At 51.8% G+C, this 22069-nt stretch carries 19 protein-coding genes; 4 read left to right on the forward strand and 15 right to left on the reverse strand.

The annotated features are described in order from the left end of the window. Positions 1-6 precede the first annotated feature (6 nt). The 6 genes from ABD07_RS07205 to ABD07_RS07230 form a co-directional block, all read right to left on the reverse strand. Complete coding sequence (locus ABD07_RS07205; protein ID WP_108698973.1) at positions 7-477, reverse strand: phage tail protein; 471 nt, start codon at positions 475-477, stop codon at positions 7-9. Positions 478-512: 35 nt separating this feature from the next. Continuing rightward, positions 513-971 (reverse strand): phage tail protein, encoded by a 459-nt coding sequence (locus ABD07_RS07210; protein ID WP_090318288.1) that lies wholly within the window; start codon positions 969-971, stop codon positions 513-515. A 71-nt stretch (positions 972-1042) separates the two neighbouring features. After that, positions 1043-2602: a phage tail sheath family protein gene (locus tag ABD07_RS07215; protein WP_108698972.1), complete on the reverse strand. Its 1560-nt coding sequence runs from the start codon at positions 2600-2602 to the stop codon at positions 1043-1045. A gap of 198 nt (positions 2603-2800) precedes the next feature. Further along, positions 2801-6166, reverse strand: a complete 3366-nt coding sequence (locus tag ABD07_RS07220) for an EAL domain-containing protein (RefSeq protein ID WP_338040561.1) — start codon at positions 6164-6166, stop codon at positions 2801-2803. Positions 6167-6168: 2 nt separating this feature from the next. Further along, the gene (locus tag ABD07_RS07225) at positions 6169-6591 is read right to left on the reverse strand and encodes a response regulator (RefSeq protein ID WP_108698971.1); all 423 of its coding nucleotides are present in this window, start codon (positions 6589-6591) and stop codon (positions 6169-6171) included. A 34-nt stretch (positions 6592-6625) separates the two neighbouring features. After that, positions 6626-10270, reverse strand: coding sequence for a PAS domain S-box protein (locus ABD07_RS07230; RefSeq protein WP_160817735.1), 3645 nt, complete (start codon positions 10268-10270; stop codon positions 6626-6628). Between the two features lie 203 nt (positions 10271-10473). On the opposite strand from ABD07_RS07230, the gene ABD07_RS07235 reads away from it, so the two are divergent. Further along, on the forward strand, positions 10474-11928 hold the full coding sequence (locus tag ABD07_RS07235; protein WP_160817736.1) for a hypothetical protein: 1455 nt from the start codon (positions 10474-10476) through the stop codon (positions 11926-11928). Between the two features lie 48 nt (positions 11929-11976). Here ABD07_RS07235 and ABD07_RS07240 read toward each other — a convergent pair whose 3' ends face one another. From ABD07_RS07240 to ABD07_RS07265, 6 genes are all read right to left on the reverse strand, one after another. After that, entirely contained in the window at positions 11977-12837 is an 861-nt protein-coding gene (locus ABD07_RS07240) for a hypothetical protein (protein WP_160817737.1), read from the reverse strand. A gap of 54 nt (positions 12838-12891) precedes the next feature. After that, positions 12892-13461 carry a Pvc16 family protein gene (locus tag ABD07_RS07245; RefSeq protein ID WP_160817738.1) on the reverse strand — a complete coding sequence of 190 codons (570 nt, stop codon included), beginning with the start codon at positions 13459-13461 and terminating at the stop codon, positions 12892-12894. A gap of 159 nt (positions 13462-13620) precedes the next feature. After that, positions 13621-13971: a hypothetical protein gene (locus ABD07_RS07250; RefSeq protein ID WP_160817739.1), complete on the reverse strand. Its 351-nt coding sequence runs from the start codon at positions 13969-13971 to the stop codon at positions 13621-13623. Continuing rightward, positions 13968-15341: a C13 family peptidase gene (locus tag ABD07_RS07255; RefSeq protein ID WP_160817740.1), complete on the reverse strand. Its 1374-nt coding sequence runs from the start codon at positions 15339-15341 to the stop codon at positions 13968-13970. The genes ABD07_RS07250 and ABD07_RS07255 overlap by 4 nt, the downstream gene beginning before the upstream one ends. A 302-nt stretch (positions 15342-15643) precedes the next feature. Then, entirely contained in the window at positions 15644-15931 is a 288-nt protein-coding gene (locus ABD07_RS07260; protein ID WP_240142468.1) for a DUF190 domain-containing protein, read from the reverse strand. Positions 15932-16067: 136 nt separating this feature from the next. Continuing rightward, a complete protein-coding gene (locus ABD07_RS07265; protein ID WP_160817742.1) occupies positions 16068-16268 on the reverse strand; it encodes a hypothetical protein in 201 nt (66 codons plus the stop codon). A 333-nt stretch (positions 16269-16601) separates the two neighbouring features. On the opposite strand from ABD07_RS07265, the gene ABD07_RS07270 reads away from it, so the two are divergent. Both ABD07_RS07270 and ABD07_RS07275 read left to right on the forward strand, forming a co-directional pair. Beyond that, positions 16602-17516, forward strand: coding sequence for a LysR family transcriptional regulator (locus ABD07_RS07270; protein ID WP_160817743.1), 915 nt, complete (start codon positions 16602-16604; stop codon positions 17514-17516). Between the two features lie 166 nt (positions 17517-17682). Then, positions 17683-18339 (forward strand): hypothetical protein, encoded by a 657-nt coding sequence (locus tag ABD07_RS07275; protein ID WP_160817744.1) that lies wholly within the window; start codon positions 17683-17685, stop codon positions 18337-18339. 22 nt (positions 18340-18361) lie between these two features. On the opposite strand, the gene ABD07_RS07280 is transcribed toward ABD07_RS07275, so the two are convergent. From ABD07_RS07280 to ABD07_RS07290, 3 genes are all read right to left on the reverse strand, one after another. Further along, positions 18362-18700: a hypothetical protein gene (locus ABD07_RS07280; RefSeq protein WP_160817745.1), complete on the reverse strand. Its 339-nt coding sequence runs from the start codon at positions 18698-18700 to the stop codon at positions 18362-18364. A 32-nt stretch (positions 18701-18732) separates the two neighbouring features. Next, positions 18733-19122 (reverse strand): hypothetical protein, encoded by a 390-nt coding sequence (locus ABD07_RS07285; protein WP_160817746.1) that lies wholly within the window; start codon positions 19120-19122, stop codon positions 18733-18735. A 211-nt stretch (positions 19123-19333) separates the two neighbouring features. Further along, positions 19334-20854, reverse strand: coding sequence for a helicase HerA-like domain-containing protein (locus tag ABD07_RS07290; RefSeq protein ID WP_160817747.1), 1521 nt, complete (start codon positions 20852-20854; stop codon positions 19334-19336). Between the two features lie 145 nt (positions 20855-20999). Here ABD07_RS07290 and glk point away from each other — a divergent pair, with 145 nt between their 5' ends. After that, a complete protein-coding gene (gene glk, locus ABD07_RS07295) occupies positions 21000-22001 on the forward strand; it encodes a glucokinase (protein ID WP_338040563.1) in 1002 nt (333 codons plus the stop codon). The last annotated feature ends 68 nt before the right edge of the window (positions 22002-22069 follow it).

The following is a 22069-nucleotide window of genomic DNA, read 5'->3' on the forward strand; positions in this document are numbered from 1 at the left end:
CGCCTGCTAAATAATGCGCATGGAAACGGTATAACTCAGAATGATCTTTTCGATGGCGACTTCGTTTTTGGTGGAGCCGAAACTTTCCACTTCCCATTTCAATGGGTAAGCCGAATCGAAAGACCAGCCGCGAATCGGCAGTTTGTCTTCATTCATCAGATACACCAGAACAGGCAAGGGCTTAATCGCCAAATTAAAACCGGACTCGAGCGTCGATTTGCACCATACCACCAACGGTGAGGTCAGTGGCGCAATGCCGCGCTTCAAGGATAAATTGGGATGCTTGATGCCTTTCGGCAGTTGCCGCACGAACCGGTTTTCACCGCCTTCAACTACCGATTCCACTTCCATTTCCGTTTCGATTCCGGACACTTCCTGGAAAGAAGTATCCGCCGACAATCCGGCCGGTGGCCCGATCACTACCTTAAAATAGAAAGCAGAGGGTGGATAAACATTTCCGGATAATGAAATATTCATGAGTCACCCATCTGCTGGCAAGATTCAGCAAAACACTAGCTGTTGGCGATCGTCAAACCTTCATGCACGATCTCGATGGATTCTATCGCCACTTCATTGCCTTCCGATTTCAGATCGGTGCCGGTAATCTTGGTCGGCCAAGCGTTCGTGAGCGTCCACACCATCGTCGCCTTACCGCCTTCATCCAGCAAACTGATGGTGACCGGCAAGCGCTTGATCGTGTTCATCTTGATCTGTTTAAACCAATCCCAGAATTTGTTATCGCCCTTGAAAACGCCTTTCTTCATGGTGATATTGCCGACTTTTTTCATCCCGGGCATCTTGATCACGGAAAATTCCGGGCTATCGCCATGGCGGTATTTGATCTCTTCCGACTGAATATCCAGACCGCTGACTTCCTGAAACCGCATGACTTGAGAATCCCACTTAACCTGAAAATAAAACTTTGGCATCGGCCAAACTGTCGTCGACTGAGCTGATCCATCATCTGCCATAATGCACTCCCAATTTTATGATTAAGAAATATATATTGCCGCTAATTGCCTCGGTAACACGAACTATCCGCTTAAGATTTCTGCATTTGCTGCTGGAAGGTAATCTCAATAAACTCGGCCGGGCGGCTCAATGCAACCAGCACAGTCACTTTCAGCATACCGTCCAGAATATCCTGCGGCGTCATGGTTTCGCCCAAACCGACAAACACGCCGAATGCATCTTCCGGTGTCGCACCGGCCAAACCGCCACGTTTCCAGATACTGGTCAGGAAGTTACTGATCATACTTTTGATCGTTACCCAGGTGCTGGAGACATTGGGCTCGAATACATACGCCTTGGTCGCTAACTTAATGGATTCTTCCAGCATGATCATGGTGCGGCGCACATTGATATAGCGCCAGTCCAGGCTGTTGCCATCGAGCGTGCGGGCGCCCCAAACCAAGGTGCCTTCGCCGATGAACGTCCGGATCGCATTGATCGATTTACCCGCGGTGGTGACGTTCAGATCTTCCTGTTGCGCATTGGTGATCTCGACGGCAGGTGAAACGACCGCGTTCAGGCTGACATTGGCAGGTGCTTTCCACACCCCGCGTGAATTGTCGACCATGGTATAAACACCGGCCATGCCCGCGCTGGGTGGTAGCAGATTAAGCTTGAGTTTGATGCTTTCAATGATGCTTTTGTACAGCGGGCAAACGGCTGTCAAAATTTTGTGCAGATCTTCATCGGTCGACATGGTTGCTGTTTTGGGTGTCACACCGATTTCCGCAACCTTGCCGTTGATCTCGGTTTTTTTCTTATCTTCCAGCTCGCTGCCGTCGACTTCCGCTTTGAGTAATTCCTGCAATTTATCCGCATTGGCAATGTTAGCGAAGCTCAGATCACCGGTTTGCACGATGGAAGTATTGAGCCACGGATAATAGGCCGCGGCGAAATCCAGGCTGTTCGTGCCGAGATCGTTGCGGAATTTCTCGATGCACCCGCTATCTTGCGCTTCCTTGTAACCATCAAAAACATCCAGGATAGCAAAACGATTCTTCATCACTTGTCCGCAATGACTCAGGGCCGCCTGTTGCAACGCGATACAATCCGGCTCAGCCAGCGACATGGCATCAGGAATCACCACCATCGTAGGTTCCTGCTCTTTCAATAAAATGTCGATCCCCGCGCTCAGCTTCGGTTTATCGATACCACCATCGGCATAGCTGCCGACCGAAATCACATAGCAAGCGCCGCCGCCATTCTGGAAAAACAGCATCATGCTGTGATACAGAAAATAGCGGGCGCCTTGGAGCTCCAAAATATATTCCTTACTGCCGCTGGCAAAATCCGATTCGACAGCCGCCGCAGCCGGTGCAGTATCCGCCCCATCCTTTCCCTTCTTCGTAGTAGTAGCTGCTGCAGCGGCTTCGGAAATCTGATATTTGGTTTTAGGCGGTCCGCCAAAGAAGCTGATAAATTCCGACATGGATGAGATACGCCACGCCTTATTTAGTAGTGTTTTTCCTTTATTATTGGCTTTTTCCGTATAACCGATAAATGCCGGTACTGCGGTTGCCACTTCCACGACAGAATTCGGAAACGCACTCTTTTCAACAATGTAAACACCCGGTGTCTTATATTGCCCCATCATCAGCTCCTTTTAATTGGAAATGTAGCGTTCATCGGCCATTGTTACCATTCAACTTGATAAATCCAGCCTACAACCTTGTTTAGATTGAACATAGATGAGCTTAGCCGATGTAGTATTAATTCTCAAGCGTTATGTAAAAAATTCGCAAATTAACACCGTTGATTCCTACTTCCGCCAGAACACCCAGCCTTATGGCTATTCGGTGTGTTCCCGTAACCAAGCTTCAAGCTCTTTTGCCGGAGCGGGGCGGTGAAACAGGAAGCCTTGATAGTAATCACAACCATGCTGACGCAGGAAAGCCAACTGCTGCTCCGACTCGACGCCTTCCGCCAAGACGCTTAATTTCAGACCGCGCGCCATCGCGATAATGGTGGCGGCGATTTCACGGTCATTGGGATCGTGCGCCAGACCCCGCACGAAGCTTTGATCGATTTTGAGCTTATCGATGGGAAAGCGCTTCAAATAAGTCAATGACGAGTAGCCGGTGCCGAAATCGTCAATCGCCAGCTGGATTCCCGGCGCTTTCAATCTTTTCAGCGTATCGATCGAACGTTCCGCATGTTCCAAAAACATGCTCTCGGTCAATTCCAGTTCCAGGCACGCCGCCGGAAGTTTCGTTTCTTCCAGAACCCGCTGGATCACGTCAGCCAGATTCTCGGATTGAAACTGCCTTACCGACAAATTGACCGCCATCACGAGCGGCGCAAAACCGGCATCGATCCAGGCACGGCCCTGCGCACAGGCGGTCCGCAACACCCATTCCCCGAGCGGCACGATCAATCCGGTTTCTTCCGCAATCGGGATAAATTTTCCCGGCAGCACGATGGCTTCACCGGGCGGCTGCCATCGCACCAAAGCCTCAACCCCGATCGCCCGGCCGCTTTGCGCGTCGATCAACGGCTGATAGTGCAGGACGAACTCCTCGGCGGTGAGCGCATGGCGCAGGCGGGTTTCCATGACCAAGCGCTCATTGGCGGCAATGCTTAACGCTTCCGTATGGTAACGATAGGTGCTGCGGCCTTCTTTTTTCGCCAGATACATCGCCATGTCCGCGTGCTGGATCAACTCGGTGACGTTGCTGGCATCATCCGGGAAAAGGCTGATACCGATACTGGCATTAATAAAGATCTCATGCCCGCTGGGCAGTGCGAAAGGTGTGGCGAGCAAATCAATCAACGTCTGCGCGACAGAGGCGGATTCGCTCGGCTCTTTGATATCTTCCAGCACCAGCAAAAATTCATCGCCGCCCAGGCGCGCCAGTGTATCTTCCTCGCGCAAGCGCTTTTTCAGGCGCGCGGCCAGCATAATCAAAAGTTCATCCCCGATGGGATGACCCAGGCTGTCATTGACATTCTTGAAGCGATCCAGATCAACATACAGCGTCGCGATGCGCAGACTGTGCCGCTGCGCCCGTTCAATGGCATGATGCAGGCGCGATTGCACCAATAGCCGGTTCGGCAAGCCGGTCAACGGATCGTAGTGCGCCAAATGCGCCAGCCGTGCTTCGGATTGTTTCATCTGCGTAATGTCGGCAAACACGCCGACATAATTACAGGGCTCATTCCTGTCATTACACACCGTGCTGATCGTCAGCCATTGCGGATAAATCTCGCCATTTTTGCGGCGGTTCCAGATTTCCCCGCTCCAATGTCCCACGCTTTTCAGACTGGCCCACATCGCCTGGTAAAAGGGTTTTCCGTGATGCCCCGATTTGATGATCTTCGGGTTTTTACCCAGCACTTGCGCTTCACTGTAGCCGGTAATCTCAGTGTAAGCGCGGTTAATGGCCAGAATGCGCGGCTCCAGATCGGTGATGACGACGCCTTCCCGGCTGGACTCAAACACCGCCGCCGCCTGCTTTAATGTTTCCGCGGCGTAGACCTTCTGCACCGCCACCGCCGTAATCGAGGCAAACTCATTGATCAGCGTCAAATCGGCATGTGTTGGCTCGCGCGCGGTGCGATGATAAATGGCAAAAGTGCCGAGCACACTGCCCGCTTCATCTTTAAACGGTAACGACCAACAGGCATGCAGATTGGCTTTGCGCGTCAATTCCAGAAACGGCTGCCAAAACGGATGATGATCGATATCGGAAACAATCACCGCTTCACCGCGCCACGCGGCCGTGCCGCACGAGCCAATCCCATCTCCGATCATGATCTGACTGACCGCGGCGTTGTATTCATCCGGCAAACTGGGCGCTGCGCCGTGCTTAAGACGGCCCGCATGTTTATCCAGCAGCAGAATGGAAACCAGCATGCCGGGATTGATCACTTCGAGACGTTGCGCGATATCATTCAGAATTAAGGGCAGCGGTTGACTGGCAACGATCAGATTCAATGCGGACTGATGCGCCTGGCGTATCAGCTCGAGCCGCTTATGCTCACTGATATCCAGCCAGGCGCCGACAATTTCGGCAGGCTCGCCGCCGGCATCGCGCACCAATCGAAGCTCATCAAGTATCCAGACGATTCGCCCGGATCGGTGCAGGAAGCGGTAATCGTGCGTGAGCTGACCTTCGCTCAGCAACACCGATTGGCGCGCCAAAGCCGCTTCACGATCATCCGGATGGATATGCGAACGCCACCAATCCGCCGCCAATGCTTCCTCCTGCGTATAGCCCAGCAGACGTTCGATATTTTCACTCACCCAGCTGGGAAGCGGTATTTCTCCGGAAAATTGCAAGCTGTACAAAATGGTCGGGCTAGCGGCCAGCAGATACGAAAGGTGCAGACTGGTTCTTTTCAAGCTGATCCGTTCGCGGGTCAATTCCGCCTGGTGTTGCACTTTCTCCAAAGTGGCGACAATCTCGTACAGATAACCTTCGTGCTTCGACAAATAATCATCCACACCCAAGTGCAGCGCGCGCGCGGCCACTATCTCATTGCCCTGGCCAGTCACCAGGATGGCAGGAATATTCAGCTTGCGCTCATACCGTAACAATTGAAAAAACTCCAAGCCATCCATGCTGGGCAAGTGATAATCGATCAGCAATGCATCGAATTCCGCCGCCTGCTTTTCCGGATCGTCGGGCAGCAACGCGAGCGCATCTTGCACGCTGCTCACCGCGGTCATCTGGATATGCGGCGCATGCAACACGAAATGACGGCGCATCAAGTCGATATCAAATACATTATGCTCAAGATACAACACGCGCAGCAGCGGATAATTGCGCTCCATATTGGCGCGGAAATGCTCCTGTGCGCCACGCAATATCCGTGGCAAACGTTCCAGATAATCATCGCGTTTGATCAGATAATCATCCGCGCTGGCTTTGAGCGCGGCCACGGCGGAATCCTGATCGCCCGACCCGGTGAGAATGACTACCGCGATGGGCAAGCGCTGCTCCCGCACATGCGTCAATGCATCCAAACCGGAACCATCGGGCAGGGACAGATCAACCAGCAGCAAGTCATAACAATCCGGTCCGGCAAGCCGCTTGAATCCTTCAGCCAGGGTATTTACCACATCCAATTCGATATCCGGCGCTGTCCGGCGCAGGGTGCGCAGGGCCAGATCGGCATCGCTGGCGGAATCTTCGATATACAGAACGCACATCATGGTTATTGGGGATGCTCGTTGAGAACGCACCAATACAGTTCGATGTGCTGCGCTACGTCCATGAAGTTATCGAACCCCACCGGTTTTACAATATAGGAGTTGACGCCTAAATCGTAGGCCGCCTGGATATCGCGGTCTTCTTTCGAGGTGGTGAGAACGACAACCGGAATGCGGCACAGCACCGCATGTTCTTTCAAAGTCCGTAACACCGTCAGACCGTCAACACGCGGCAAATTCAGGTCCAGCAGAATGACGGCCGGCTGGATCTCGCCCGACTCCCAGCGCGGCACCCACGCCAAGGCTTCTTCGCCATCCCGCGCGACCAATACCGGATTAATAAGCTTGCGGCGCTGAAAAGCGCGTAGCGTCAGATCAACATCGAGAGGATTGTCTTCGACCAGGAGAATCGGTGGGTATAAGCTCATAGTTATTGACTCCGTCGTTATTTCAGATTTTCCGCTATCTCAGGCTTTCCGCCATTGCCGGCAGTTCCAAATAGAAGGTTGCGCCTTCACCCGGCGTGCTGTGCGCCCATACCCGCCCTCCCATGCGTTGCATAGCTTTCTTGACCAAAGCCAGACCGATCCCGGTACCCGGGTAATCTTCCAGCCGATGGAGCCGTTCGAAAATCTCGAAGATGCGCTGATTATACTTCATGTCAAAACCGATACCATTATCGCGAACCGACAAGATCACATGCTGATTATCCCGGTCAGCGCCAAACTCGATACGCGGATGAGCCGCGTGCTGGCTGAACTTGATCGCATTCTCCAGCAGATTGCGCAGCACCAGCGCCAAGCCGTCGCGATCGCCATTGACCATCAATAGCGGCAAATCGCAAATGACTTCGATCTGCCGCGCGGCAATCTCGCCGCCACACTCGGCAATCACCCGCTGAGTCAATGCCGTCAGATCGAGCACTTGCGATTCCAGTTTGCGCCGCTCCATGCGTGAATAAGCCAGTAAATCATCGATCAACTCATTCATGCGCGTGACGCCCGCGCGCAGGTTGGTGATGAATAAACGCCCTTCGTCATCCAATCGATCGGAATAATCCTCTTCCAGCAAACGGCTATAACCTTCGACACCGCGCAGCGGCGCTTTCAGATCATGCGAAACGGAATACACGAAGCTTTCCAGTGACTGATTCAGCGTATTTAATTCGGCGGTGCGCTCCGCAACCCGTTTTTCCAGATCTGCATTCAGTTGCTGCAATGCCGCTTCAGCCTGCTTCCGGTAAGTGATATCCTCGGTAAACATCGCAATTCCGCCGATTGCGCCACCGGCCTGATACCAGGGCCGCACTTCCCAACGCAGCCATTGCACACTGCCATCCGCCCGCACAAAACGATCCTCGTCGGCGCGGATGACTTCACCGGCCAGGCAACGACGATGGATAACTTTCCACTCCTCGCCGATCTCCGGAAACACATCGTAATGACATACCCCCAATAAATCACCATCACCCATGTTGTAATCGTTACGCCAGCGTTGACTGAAAGCCAGATAGCGCATGTCCCGGTCGAACATGGCCAATGAGGCTGGCGCGTGCTCAATGAACAACTTGAGCCGCTCTTTGTTTTCCTGCAACGCCATTTCGCCCAGCTTGCGCTCGGTAATATCCTGCACGGTGCCTTGCAGTGCCGCAATCCGGCCATCGGCATCCCGCACCGCTTCGCCGCGCGCGGTGATCCAGCAGCGACAACCGTCCGCACGGACCACTTCCGCATCGCATTCATAAGCAAGTCCCTCGGTCGAACATTTTTCCACCGCCGCCGCAAGATCGTTCCAGCTTTCCGCGGTGAAATACTGTGCAACTTCCTGGTAACTCGCCGGTGGCAGGTCAATGGCACGGCCGTAGATGCGGTAAATTTCTTCCGACCAAGTATTTTCGCCTGTGCCGACATCCCATTTCCAGTGGCCGAAATGCGCGATACGTTTGGCTTGCTTAAGACTGGCTTCAATTTCCTTGCGGCTCTGAATATCTTCAATGACGGCAATGAAGTAATCGGGAGCGCCATCCGGTTTGCGCACTAAAGATACATTGAGATTGATCCAGATCACGCGGCCGTCCTTGCGAATATAGCGTTTCTCCATTGCATACGCAGTGATCTCACCGCTCAGCGCGCGCCTTACGTTATCGATGTCCGCTTCCAGATCATCGGGATAGGTGACATCCTGAAATGTCAGCGCCATCAATTCATCCTGACTGTAACCCAAGATAGCGCAGAGCTTGTGATTGACACGCAACCAATTGCCTTCCAGCGAAACAATCGAAATCCCGGCAGCGGCTTGTTCAAAAGTAGCCTGAAATCGTGCTTCGCTCTGCCGCAGCTGCTCTCTGACACGCTGCCTTTCGAGCACCAGCTTATCGACACGCACCAGGAGCTGATTCACGGTAAAAGGCTTGTTCAGATAATCCTGCACGCCGGATTTCAGCAGATTGACGCAAAGATCGTCATCGGCTTTGGCGGTCAGCATAATGATGGGCACGCCCTCCAGTTCCGCATGCTGGCGTATTTGCCGCACCATGTGCTCGCCACCCATCACCGGCATCATCACGTCGGAAAGGATCAAATCGGGTATCAGCTTCAGCGCCTGCTCCAACCCTTCACGGCCATCGAAAGCGCTGGCTACGCGGTAGTGCGGCTGCAACATGTCGGCAATGAAACGATTCATATCCGCATTGTCTTCAACCACCAGAACCAATGGCAGATGGTTAGAGGTTACCGTTAGCGGCGACGGGGTTCGTTGCGCGCGGCTTTGTAGTTCATCCATGACTTCATGCACAATGATCTCGTCCAGGGAAACCGCTGCATCCCGAAGCGCCGAACCGGCTGGCGCGGCGCGCGGTAGCGTGATCCGGAATAATGCGCCGCCACCCGGCGATTCCTCGAGTTCGAGCTGGCCGTGCAGCAAATCGGCGAAATCCTTGACGATAGCCAGCCCCAAGCCGGTGCCGCCATGCTGCCGGGTTACGCTGTTTTCCACTTGGGTGAAGCGTTCAAACACGTGCGCACGCATTTCCGCCGGTATGCCGGGACCATTGTCCTGCACTTCGATCCGTGCGCACGCTTCAGTTATAACAAGCCGGACGGAAATACAACCTTTATCCTGCGTGAACTTGAATGCGTTTGATAGCAGATTGAGCAGGATGCGTTGCAGCTTTTCACTGTCGCTCTCGACCACGCAGGCCTCCGGAGAGATGACCTGGAACGCGATAGCGCGCTCCTGCGCCAGCAATTCAAAGTAACTTGCCGTAACTCGCACCAGCTCCGCCAAATCGAACCGCGCCCAAAAAACCGGCATGCGCCCTGCCTCAAGCTTAGCCGCATCGAGCAAATCGGTGACATGGCGGTAAAGAATGCGTGCGTTACGCAGCATCAATCCGGTTTCATGACGCTCTTCCGCTGAAGCATTGCTGCCGGTGAGCCAGCGCATGCGGCTTTCCAGCGGCGCGATAATCAGCGTAAGCGGTGTGCGCAGTTCATGGCTGATATTGGCAAAAAACTGCGATTTAAGGTGATCCAGTTCAGTCAGGCGCTGGTTCATCTGTTCCAATTCTTCCATCGCCGTCTTCAAGGCGCGATTCGCTTTCTTTACTTCAGCCGCGCGCTGCATGATCTCCGCTTCCATGCGCTGCGCACGCGCTTCTACTTTGTTCAAGTGCTGCGCATCGTCATTGTCATGGCGGACAACAAACTCGGTCACGTCTTCCGCATGATGCAGAATATAGGTAACCCGGCCCTCTGCATCCAACACCGGCGTATTGACCGGACTCCAGTATTTGACTTCGAAACCTCCACTGCCATCACGCAAGGGAATATCGTACTTTTGCACGCTCATGACATCCGCGCGTTTTTTACTGAGCACATGATTCAGCGAAGTGCGCAAATCTCTGACACTGGCGCAAGCAGGATCGTCCGGATTATCGGGAAAAATCTCAAACAAACCATGACCGACAATCGCATCACGTTCGGTACGCGTCATTTCTACGTACTTGTTGTTTACCGCGGCAATGGTAAAAGCGGAGTCCGCCCGGAGGAGCAAATAAGGATACGGGCTTACTTCAAATAACTGCTGATACGGTGGAATTTCAGGCATGGACATCTCACATTATTATTAAGTGATCAGCAATTATTGGAAGGCACACTATAAGGATATGATTTCTACTTAACAAGTCAGATTTTGCCAGTAGGATTTTTATTACGGAAAACTAAATCGATGGATGCAAGTTTCCCGGCTTAGGCACAGGATTTGTATAAAACAAACCCATCCTGTATGTTTAAGTCTTTCCCACGAATCTTATGCCAATCATCGTGTCACCTATGGAAAAAGCACGGCAAAACAGAAATCAGCAATCGACCAGCAAAGCCGCTGCCGGTCATGTCTCACAGCAAAAGAATGAAAACCGCGGCATGCCGGAATTTACCGACAACCGGCCCGAAGCGGCCGCGCAAAGACGGTTGATCGAAACGATAAACAATAGCCCGAAAGCACGAGCAGCGGCGCAGCTCAAGACGATCATGCGCAATTCATCCAATTCGAAACAAGCCGCGCAACGCGCTACAGCCATTAAACACGAAGCCGGTTCGATTAAGTTCGGCATGCCGCAGGAAGAACAATTGGTGGGGAAGAAAATGGAGGCGGAACTGGATGCTGCCGATCCGGTAATCGGCACCGCCACCGGAACGCAATGGACATGGACGCGGCGCATGCGCAATCTGTTTCGAGGAGCGGGTGTAGTCCGGGGGCACCTGCTCAATCATGATTTAGGCGGGCATGCCATCCCCGAAAACTTGTATCCGATTTCCACCAAAGCAAACTCCGATCACTCGGCGCACATTGAACAGCCTGTCAAGAAACTGCTCAATGAAGCAGCTGACGATATCAAGAAAAACAACAGTGGACATCTGATCAAAGACGTAAAAACGCATTACGTCAACTACTCTGTAACGGTGGCCGAGGACAAAACCGACGATCCGACCAAAGCAACTTTCAAATGCGCCTTTGGTGTCGGCAACAACCCGAAAACACAACAGGATGTCCGCTCCGAACTGGATGTTGACAAAGACCGGTATAGCGCATCGGCGGGGTTGATCCCCGGACAAAGCAAAGTGACACCCTTGGCTGGCTGGGCGCATACCGGCAAATTTCAACCGGGAAAAACAGCCATTGATACCACCAAAATCAGCGCCACAATTCCCGGTAAGTTGTCTAGTGTACCGAAACCGGAGTTGGTCAAAGGCAGTGCACCCAACTATCAACTGATGCTTGAATCTCTATTAGTCTGGGATTCCAAGATAGCAGAACGGACAGCGCACACCACCACATTCGCCACATACCGGGTAGACCAAGGCCCGGTCCAAAAACACTTGCTCGCACTCAAATCGTTTTGCGACGATCTTGAAGATATCGGCGCCGGTCTCAGCCAAGCGAATTTACCGGCCATTGAAAATATCTTAATGGACGCCACTAAAGCAGCTGCAAAAAGTATCTCGCCGCTTAAATTACCGCGCAGCGCAATGAGGCAGCCTTACAAAAAAATCGCAGCGAAGGCCAAAAACGATATGCATTTACTTTATGTTTATTACGCGATCAAAACTGCGCAACCCAATGTCAGCGTCAAAGATATCAAAGGAATCCTGCAAGCCAATTTCGCTTCAAGTACCAATAAAAAGGAAGTAGTACTTGCGCTGCGAAAATTAGAGGATCTTAAGTTGGTTCAACTTAAGAAGGGAAAAGGATGGAATACAGTGTAAGCAAACCGGTTCCAATCGGACCGAACGATCATTATCGTGGCGCGCTCATTAACTGATATAAATCTCCGAAACCTGCTCTATCTTTCCTGCCATCAAGTCACCGTGCACTTGCTCCACACTGGCATTCGGCAGGCGCTTGACCAGTATTCGATCTCCCATGCCGGTGGATTCCTTCAATTGCAGACGCTGATGAGGTTGTTCATGCAGCGGAATGGCTTTGGACGATAGCAATTGAACCGCTTCACGATTTCCAGGCAGCAGGGTGCTCCCCAAGTTTTCAAACTGCAGGGCATTGTCCAAATCCGCGATGAACACATTGCGCTTGGATAAATCGCCAAGTATGTAGTATTTCCAGTACGTCTGATTGGTGGTGAAACGGATATAGAACTTGCGTGCGGCGGCATCCAGGTTTTCCGAGCACAATCCTTCCGCTCCGGCAGTAATGCTGACTCGCACAATAAACACCGGCTTGACCAGATAGTCCTTGCGCTCCAGTATTTCCGGCAAGGGATCGGTTGTCAGCTTCAGCCAAGCATCCGCGGCGGCATGCGCATCCGGATGCAGCATTTGTTTATCCGCCGCATCCCGGGTGACTTGTTGCGTATCGAAAAAAAGAATCGCATCGTCGGGCGGCGCGCCGGGAGCGGTATAGCGGAAGAAGTTGTTGTCCTTGGAAAAAACCTTAAAAGTCAGCACCAAGTCGTCTTCCGCATGAAGACGCAGGATATTGATTTTTTCTTCGTCAAAATAAACGGCAATGCCACTTTCCGATGATTTGAGCAGCAGACCCGCTCTTCTCAATGACACCGCGCACGATTCGCTGGGAACGAATTCCAGGTTTTTGCACAGCTGCCCGGAGAAATAATCATGTTCAACAGTCACATTGACGAGTAAACGATAAGCACCCATATTCCGCTCAATCTATGGTTATTTTCCAGATCAACCCAACCCATTCCTGAAACACTATTGCACCGTCGGCTTCGGTTCGCCCACAACCGGGATACGGCCAACCACATCCTCGTTATCGAAGGCCACCATGCGCACCTTATACAGGATGGATGGCAAATACTTACCGCCCAATGAACCCCATAAGTTACTGAGATCCTGAATTGAAAGATTTTCGATGTCCAGGATCAGCTTTTCGATGCGGTCGTCCATCTCGGGCGCTGTCTGATGATTGATCACATGATTCTTCTGAAAAAAAATGATCGTGCTGGATAAAAATTTCAGCGCTTCGGGATAATTATTGCCGGTAAAATTCGCCGCCATCATCAGGTGCAAATTGAAATAGAGCGGCACGCTGCTCTGCACCCCCCGCTCGCCCACTTCATGCGCGCTGATTTGCCGGAACGGCACGGAATCTTTCTCGATGTTCACCAAGAAAACAACCAGCTTATTATTGACATTGACCGCCACCGTACCGTCTATCTCCAATAAATTGGAAACCACCACCACGTCTTCACCCAGATTGTAAGTACGGCGCAAATATTGATTCAGTTGTGTCGCAAGCAGTTGCACGGCCACGTTGATCATAATGGATATCGATAAACCTTGTTATGGGTGAATAAGGCGAGCTGTTACTGAACGAATCAACCGGCTGAAGGCGCATACAATACCTCCGCTTTTCAAGCACGAATGTACTGGAAGCCCGTTTCACTGTCAAACACACGCCCACCCGGCATTCCGTGCGGTTTACAGCGCTGCAACCGTCCATTCGGGAACTTCGGCGCCCTTCGATAGCAAGCGGAACGGCATTCCGCCGGGTTTGAGAAAGGGGGGCATTTGCGCATCCTTGCGGATACACCCGTTGCCCTCGCACTGCAAGACGATGTAAGCACAGCGATGCCCCCAATTGGCCTTGGGTTCAAGATCGACAAACACAATCTGCGCCTCCCAGGGAGTATCAATCAGCGCATCTCCGGCGTGAATTCTGGCTCCGGCATGCGCAATCTCGCGGCTCAGATAGACGATCGCGTTGGATAACGTTTCATCGTCAAAGACCGCTCTGACACGCTCGAAAATGCCCTGATCGGATGCTCTCATCTACCCAGCGTTTTTTTCACCACTTCGCCCAGCGTTGCCCGCAGCTCTTTCTCTTGCGCCGCGGACGCATTTTCCAGCTTGCTTTCAATTTCCCTCAACTGCGGCACCAGCTTGGCGTGGACCATATCGTAAAACTCAGGAATCGGTTTGCGCAGGTAATACGGTTGCAAAACTTCCACCAGCAAACGGCAGTAAATCGGCCAGACGTGCCAGTAGCGCTGCCCGAGGAAACAGTTACCAGCCGCTACCGAGGACCGGCTAAACACCGGCGTGTCATACGGATCGTGCACCGAATCGGCGTAGTCATGCGCCTCGCGCGCGGAAACCTTGCCGGATCCGTCCGTATCGGGATTGGATGCCAGCGCGCCGCCATACGGCGTATGCCCCGCCATTGCAGCAATCCAATCGCGTGCAAACGGATCGAATTGCGCGCCGCCGATCGAGTTATTCAGCTCTAAACAAGCGGACGAAACGCTGGTGTAAGTTGCAGTCGATTTCGCCAGAATCGGTGCATTGAAACCACCGGCATGGCACTGCTCCATCATCACCATCATGCAGTAATGTTTCGGCAGCGTTGCCAGCGTATCGGCAAAATCCGAAGCGAGATAATCAGCTCCGCTGTAGGTGCACAGATAAGATTGTGTGCCGTTGTGACCGCCGTGATTATTGGTATGGATCAACAGCAGATCGTCCGGTTTTAATTTTGCCTTGAGTGTATTGAAAACCGTATCCAGATCGGCTTTTGTACCCTTACCGTTGACCGGCATCCGATAGGCGGTCGTGTCTCCCGGCCAGCTGACCACCGGATGCGGATTGCCGCTATAGTTGATCGTACCGTCGTAGTTCAGCACGAAGATATTCGCGGCGGGAAAACCGTAAATATCGCGCAAGGTACGGTAGAGAAACTCCAGATCGTTGGTGTGCCGGTTGTTCGATGCACCCGAGAACAACACCGCATAACGCTGGCCTTTCGTCCAACGGATCGGACAACGCAGCCACGGTAGAACGGGATAGTAGATCTCAGGCTCAGCGATCTTGATCGGGGTATGAAACGGTTGAAAAGTCTTCGGAATATCCGCCGTCATGTAAGGCGGAAACTGAGCGCTCACCTCATTGTACAAATCCCCGGTTGCCGCATCGTGCAACAAGTAGCGGCACGGATGCGACCAGTTGAACAACGGTGCATCGTCCGCGAAAACCATGATGGAATCCCGCTCCAAGGCTATGCGCTGCTTGTACGCCAGAACAACTTCACCCTTTTTGAGCACTTGGTTTTCGATATGGAGATTGGTGTTACGCGCAGCTTGCCAAGACAGATTACTGACAATGCCGGATTTAATTTTGCTGATTAATGCAGAATCTTTTGCCATGATGTGCCTCCCGTGGATAGAAAAAATAGACCTACTTTTTCATCAGAAATAATGCACTCAGAGTTTGATTATCCGCTACGACTGATAAATCGAAACCCTGTTTCAGTGTGATCCAATCAGCACAAGAAAACAAGACATTTTGATGTGATCCACTACGGCACTCAACAATGAGTTGAGGTGTGAGAATCGGGAATTTAAGCCGATCAACGAAACACCACGGAAGGTACCCGGCACAATCTGAAACAGCAACGGATGCCAGAGCTACATACTTGTCATTAAAAACAGGGCTTCATCACCCCATCTCATCCGGCTGCTTGCGCATGACAATTGGAAACCAAACACATACCGCCAAAACCCTTCATTGCCGCGCCGAGTTCATTCAGCACTTTTTGCGCCCTGTCTTCTTTGCAAGCAAGAATTACCACAATGTTTTCAGCAGGTGTCAGAACATCATCGGGATTGCGGATACCCCGCGATCCGACACCGCCGACATTCTTGAAAACGGTATAGCCACGCACTTCGGATCTCTCCAGCAATTCCGTCAACTGATCGAGATACTCCGTTCCAATAACGATTTCGAATCTTTTCATTACTATTGAATCATCCATCAACTCTTCCCCAAAACACAGATCATTATTAACCCATTACTTGAAAATCAGACGCCCCCCGCAGGCATGTTTCAATGATTTTCCGGTCGCTATCACGGGGGCGCAATCCATACTGCATTTAACCCGAGCTGTTATCTCTTACAGCTTCAAGATAAACAGGATGACCGGTTTCCAGCTTGGCAACCTGATAAATCTTGTAGTGCTTCATCGTTGCGGACGGCTCCGTAACCGCAGCCAAGTAAAACGTAATCGTGTAAAGAAGGGTAATTGCATAAACTACAACCAGTTGTGGTGCTTTTAATAACTCTTTAATTTCCATTTTTTCCTCTTTTAGGACATTTGCCGGTTATTTATACAAATCAGAAAAAAACACATAGCTGACTCGAATAAATATCCAGGTTAATAATACGTTCTTTCAGGTTGACAATAAAACTACTCGCTTATCAACCAATCACCCTCAATTGCAGTGACCAAAGAACAAACAAAATAAGGCTTGATATATAATAGTCATTTAAATGCAATGATAAAAACCCTACTGACTTAAGATACAAATTAAATATCTCACCTTGGAATAGATAATATAGATTGAATGTCTCGATGATAAGTCCGATAAAGTGAAACATTTTGTTTCCTAATTAGATACAATAACACGATGCAAGATCTCAATCTTTTCGTTATTTTTGCGCGAGTGGTAGAAACGGGCAGTTTTGCCGAAGCGGCGCGGCGCATGGACATCTCTCGTTCAGCGGTTAGCAAAGCGGTCGCAAAGCTTGAGAAGGATCTCAGCACCCGCTTACTGCTCCGCAGCACGCGGCATCTCAGCCTGACGGAATCAGGCGTCGCGCTGTCGGAACATGTGAAACGCATTCTGGAAGAAGCCGAGCACGCCGAGCGGGCGATCAATAGCCTTCATGACGAGCCGCGCGGAACCCTGAAAGTGAGCACACCAAGCTCATTCGGAACGCGCCATATCGCTCCGGCGCTGCCTTGTTTTCTCGCGCGCTATCCTGAAATCAAAGTTGATTTGACGATTACCGATCATCCGGGCGATTTGATTGAAGAAGGGTACGACGTGCAAATCCGCGTGACCAATGAACCTGACCCTAATCTGGTGGCACGCAAGATTGCGCCTGTCCGCCGCATATTGTGCGCAACCCCGCAGTATTTCCAACAACGGGGCATACCCCAAACCCCGGCCGATCTGGTGAACCATAACTGTCTCGATTGCGCGCTGTCACCCGAACAGGGTTATTGGCGCTTCGACGGACCGGAAGGCAAAATCAAGGTTCCGATATCCGGAACCCTGCGGATCAACGATAACGATGCACTCGCGCAAGCAGTGCTGTATGGATTGGGCATTGCCCTGCTGCCTACGTATACGATTGGCATGGAATTACAAAAAGGGCGGCTGCAAACGGTGTTGCCGGACTACTTATCGGTAGAGCGCCATATTTACGCTTGCTATCCTCCCAGTCGGCATTTACCCATAAAAATACGCGCCTTTATTAATTTCCTAGCGGAACACGTCGGCGACATGCCTTATTGGGACCGGTCTTTAGTGAAATGAATATCGTGTCCAATCCAGAACCTGCCAGTTCCTTTCACTTGCGCTGTTTGCAACATTTATTTTCTTATTTATCTGGAAATATATGATGATTATTTTGACCACCGTCTTGCGACATTGCATAGAAGATTATTGGACAAAACGTTTTATAAATTACGATAGGTGATCAATGCCAAGACAGCCTTACCTACCTACATATTCAAGATTCAAATACACTATAGGCGCGCTTGTTGTAAAAGAAAGGCCTGAGTTATGTGCCGTTATCGGGAAGTGCATTTCTCTATGGTCGCATGTAGATAATGAGATGGGAAATTTGCTCGGGATATTACTAGGCACAGAAACCGAAGCAGCTCTAGAGGTCTTTCTTACACTTCGGAAAGCAAGCAACCAACGAGAAGCATTGAATGCTGCTGCAAAACACAAGCTTTCTGGTAAAGAAAAACAAGTTTTTGAGGCCATCTTACAGGTATATAGCTCATTAGAGAATCAGCGTAATGATCTTGCGCATGGCTGCTTTGGTATATGTCCAGACGACGCAGATATTCTTTTCTGGATTGAGCTTAAACATCACATCCATTTCCAAGTAGAGGTACTTGCAAACGAAGCAAATGGTAAATTTGAAAATGATCGTCACGCAAGACTCAAACCCCACCTTTTTGCCTATAGAAAATCAGATCTTGAGTCCCTGTATAGTCAAATGGAAGAATTCTGGCGGATCATATTTTACTTTAATGGTTACTTGCGAAACCCAAGCGACCTTGATCGGCAAGCCGAATATCATCGCCTTCAGGCCTTCCAACTAATAAAAAATGCCCTTAAAAAATAATGAAAAAAATCAGAATAAAAACTCACCGCGCATGAATCAATTGACTCGGCGCAGGTACGGTTGAAGTCATTCTCGGCGCAGTCCAGTGCGTGCTCCAGCGTACGAACGGCATATCGCGGTTCACCGCGGTATGCGTGGTTGCCGCATACAGGGTGCAATCCACGCTTCTGCCGGTAATTTCATTGGTCCACTCTGCGCGGATTTTCTCAGGCGCTAGCGTCGCGACGGTTAAGCGTTCGCATAGCTCGTAGTTGGCTGACCATTGGTTGCGCAATTGCCGCTGCGCAGGGTCGCCGCCGTAGATCGAATATGAAGTGCAACCGGCCAGCAGCAGGATGGGTACGACGAGCAGTGATTTCATGATGGTGTGCATAGGAATATAGTGATCCGTTTTTACCAAATCTTGGTGGCCGCAAAAGGCACACCATTTGGCAGTGAGCAGACATAATTGGGATTGATCGGGCGGCATGATTTCTGGGTCAGCGTTAATGTCGTCGGTGAAGTAAAAACGACATCGGTGACGGCATCGATATTATCATTGATTAAGCGAGTCAGCCGCACCGTGCCGTCCTTGATGTCACCCCACGACGCGCCCCAGCGTCTATTGCCGTCGAAATCGGGCGGATTGAGTCCGACAAAGATCAGTTTGCCGCTATTCTCCGAGGTCATTAAATAGCCCGCTTCCGGCAAGCCATCGATGGTCCAGATACCGTCGTAGGGACCGGCAGCCTGAGCAAGGCCGACATTCAGGTACAAGAACAACGCGCTGACGATTTTCTTCATGTTCCATTTCCCTCCTTAAGAGATGCTTTTGTTATCTTTTTTAGGATTAAAAACAAAGCCGCACTGACCAAGGAAGCTCTGAAAAAGGTAGCGAGCGATGCTCAGGCAAGGCGAAATCAAGTGAAAAAGCGCAATTTACAATGAGTAAATGAGCATTTTGAGCTTGATTTCAACGCAGCTTGAACGAGCGCAGTCATTTTTCAGAGCTTCCTTAACGCCGCTTCTGCCCCAATATCGACCCAAGCAAACCACGGGTAATTTCGCGTGCAATGGACGAACCCACCGAACGGGCGGCGCTTTTTGCAAAAGCATCAAGCACGCTTTCCCGCCGCCCGCCACGCTTACCGGTTGAACCCAGCAGCAAATCGCCCAGATCGGCCAGCACGCCCTCGCCCGCAGGTTTGCGCACACTTCCGGAGCCGCCCGTTTGCGCTGAATGACCCAGCGGTTTTTCAGCACCGCCGCGTGCTTGCAGCAATTCAAAAGCACTTTCGCGGTCGATTTCCTGCTCGTACACACCGGCTACAATCGACGACTGTATCAGTTCGTTGCGTTCGTCCGCCGTAATCGGGCCAATTTGGCTGACCGGCGGCAATATCATGGCGCGCTCGGTCACGCAGGGCGAACCGTCGGCATCGAGAAACGAAACCAACGCCTCGCCAACGGACAGCTCGAGAATGGCTTGTTTGACATTCAATTTCGGATTGGGCCGCATGGTTTCGGCAATCGCATTCACCGCTTTCTGATCGCGCGGGGTAAAGGCGCGTAACGCATGCTGCACGCGATTGCCGAGCTGGCTCAGCACTTTCTCGGGAATATCGAAAGGATTCTGCGTGACGAAATAAACGCCGACGCCTTTGGAGCGGATCAACCGCACGACTTGCTCGATTTTCTCCAGCAGCGCGGGCGACGCCATGCTGAACAACAAATGCGCTTCATCGAAAAAAAACACCAGCTTAGGCTTCTCGCGGTCGCCGGTTTCTGGCAGATTTTCGTACAGCTCGGAAAGCATCCACAGCAAAAAGGTGCTATACAGCCGCGGTGAGTTCAACAATTTATCGGCGGCCAGAATATTGACGACGCCTTTGCCGTCAATGGTTTGCATCAAGTCATCGATATTCAGCATCGGCTCGCCGAAGAATTTGCCGCCGCCCTGCTTTTCTATTTGCAGCAGACTGCGCTGGATAGCGCCGATCGAAGCGGGCGACACGTTGCCGTATTGGGTTTTGAACTGATCCGCATTGTCACCGACAAATTGCAGCAAGGCGCGCAAATCCTTCAGATCGAGCAGAAGCAGACCATTATCGTCGGCCACTTTAAATACCAAAGTGAGCACGCCTTCCTGCGTTTCATTCAGATTCAGCAAGCGCGACAGCAGCAGCGGCCCCATATCGGAAATCGTCGCGCGAATCGGGTGGCCGTTTTCCTGTAATACATCCCACAACGTCACCGGAAAGCCTTCCCATTGCGGCGCATCCAGATGCAGCATGTCCAAACGGGCTTGCATTTTCGCGAACAAGGTTCCGGGCTTGCAGATGCCGGTCAAGTCGCCTTTGATATCCGCCATGAATACCGGCACGCCGATGCTGGAAAAACTTTCCGCCAGCTTTTGCAGCGTCACCGTCTTGCCGGTGCCGGTCGCGCCGGTAATGCAGCCGTGCCGCGTGGCCATCGCGGGCAACAGCGCCAAATCGGATTGCTTGGTTTTAGCGATAATCAAGGGATCAATCATAATGTCTCTCAACTCTCAGTTGGCGTGCAAAAAATGTACTGAAACCACGATTGTAAGTCAAACGGCAGCAAAGGCAATCAAAACACGCGCGCGGCTGTATACTATCCGCTTGGCTTGTGTACAGGTTTCGAGGATTGATCGGCACGTGAACAAACAGCTCATCTACGGCGATATCGGCGGCACCAAAACCATTCTGCAAATGGCTGAAATTACCGCCGATGGCCAGATCCATGAGCGCTGCACGCAGCGCTACGACAGCACGGCTTTCGCGACTTTCTCCAGTATGCTCGAAGCATTCTTCAAGCAGACCGCCGCAGCCAATCCACCCGCAGCGGCCTGCTTTGCCATGGCGGGTCCCATTGCCGGTCAACAGGCCACTCTGACCAATTTACCCTGGCAGATCGGCAGTGCGGACATCGCGCATGCCTTCTCGATTCCATCGGTGAAACTGATCAATGATTTTGAAGCCGTTGCGCTGGCGGTTGAAAATTTACCCGGCAGTGATCTGATCACACTGCAAACCGGAAAGCCGCATGCGCAGGCGATGCGTGTCGTATTGGGCGCGGGTACTGGAATGGGGGTGGCATGGCTCACCCCGGTAAACAACCGCTACCTTGCATGGCCCACCGAGGCGGGTCATATCGATTTTGCGCCGGTCACTGCGTTGCAGATTGCCTTGTTGGAATCGCTGCAACAGCGATTCGGGCATGTGTCGGTGGAGCGTTTGTTATCCGGCGCGGGGCTCACGAATATTTTTAAATTTTTGCAACAGAACGCAGCGGCATCTTCAGATTTACCGCCCATCCCGCTGGAAGAAGATAGCGGCGGTACCATCGCTGCGTTGGCGCAAACGCAAAAACATCCGGTTGCGATCCAGGCGCTCGAATTATTTGCTGAGATTTATGGCGCGTATGCAGGTAATCTCGCACTGGCTGGTTTATGCCGCGGCGGTGTTTATATCGCGGGTGGCATCGCGCCGAAAATTATCGATATACTGAGCGGCGGCGGGTTTATGTATGCCTTTCACGCAAAAGGAAGATTCTCGGCATTGCTGCACGAAATTCCGGTGCATGTCGTCACCAACCCTGCCATCGGCTTACTGGGGGCACGGCAGGAAGCCCGCCGGTTGCTCGATAACGGCCCGTAAATTCCCTAAAATCCGCACCCAACGTACCGCGCTAGCGGATTCCCGCCTGCAAATCCAATCAATTAGCC

It is taken from the genome of Nitrosomonas oligotropha (assembly GCF_009833085.1).
Lineage (GTDB): Bacteria > Pseudomonadota > Gammaproteobacteria > Burkholderiales > Nitrosomonadaceae > Nitrosomonas > Nitrosomonas oligotropha.

Coding starts and splice junctions, on each gene's coding strand:
- ABD07_RS07205 (WP_108698973.1), bottom strand. CDS start 477: ATGAATATTTCATTATCCGGAAATGTTTATCCACCCTCTGCTTTCTAT.
- ABD07_RS07210 (WP_090318288.1), bottom strand. CDS start 971: ATGGCAGATGATGGATCAGCTCAGTCGACGACAGTTTGGCCGATGCCA.
- ABD07_RS07215 (WP_108698972.1), bottom strand. CDS start 2,602: ATGGGGCAATATAAGACACCGGGTGTTTACATTGTTGAAAAGAGTGCG.
- ABD07_RS07220 (WP_338040561.1), bottom strand. CDS start 6,166: ATGATGTGCGTTCTGTATATCGAAGATTCCGCCAGCGATGCCGATCTG.
- ABD07_RS07225 (WP_108698971.1), bottom strand. CDS start 6,591: ATGAGCTTATACCCACCGATTCTCCTGGTCGAAGACAATCCTCTCGAT.
- ABD07_RS07230 (WP_160817735.1), bottom strand. CDS start 10,270: ATGCCTGAAATTCCACCGTATCAGCAGTTATTTGAAGTAAGCCCGTAT.
- ABD07_RS07235 (WP_160817736.1), top strand. CDS start 10,474: ATGCCAATCATCGTGTCACCTATGGAAAAAGCACGGCAAAACAGAAAT.
- ABD07_RS07240 (WP_160817737.1), bottom strand. CDS start 12,837: ATGGGTGCTTATCGTTTACTCGTCAATGTGACTGTTGAACATGATTAT.
- ABD07_RS07245 (WP_160817738.1), bottom strand. CDS start 13,461: ATGATCAACGTGGCCGTGCAACTGCTTGCGACACAACTGAATCAATAT.
- ABD07_RS07250 (WP_160817739.1), bottom strand. CDS start 13,971: ATGAGAGCATCCGATCAGGGCATTTTCGAGCGTGTCAGAGCGGTCTTT.
- ABD07_RS07255 (WP_160817740.1), bottom strand. CDS start 15,341: ATGGCAAAAGATTCTGCATTAATCAGCAAAATTAAATCCGGCATTGTC.
- ABD07_RS07260 (WP_240142468.1), bottom strand. CDS start 15,931: ATGAAAAGATTCGAAATCGTTATTGGAACGGAGTATCTCGATCAGTTG.
- ABD07_RS07265 (WP_160817742.1), bottom strand. CDS start 16,268: ATGGAAATTAAAGAGTTATTAAAAGCACCACAACTGGTTGTAGTTTAT.
- ABD07_RS07270 (WP_160817743.1), top strand. CDS start 16,602: ATGCAAGATCTCAATCTTTTCGTTATTTTTGCGCGAGTGGTAGAAACG.
- ABD07_RS07275 (WP_160817744.1), top strand. CDS start 17,683: ATGCCAAGACAGCCTTACCTACCTACATATTCAAGATTCAAATACACT.
- ABD07_RS07280 (WP_160817745.1), bottom strand. CDS start 18,700: ATGAAATCACTGCTCGTCGTACCCATCCTGCTGCTGGCCGGTTGCACT.
- ABD07_RS07285 (WP_160817746.1), bottom strand. CDS start 19,122: ATGAAGAAAATCGTCAGCGCGTTGTTCTTGTACCTGAATGTCGGCCTT.
- ABD07_RS07290 (WP_160817747.1), bottom strand. CDS start 20,854: ATGATTGATCCCTTGATTATCGCTAAAACCAAGCAATCCGATTTGGCG.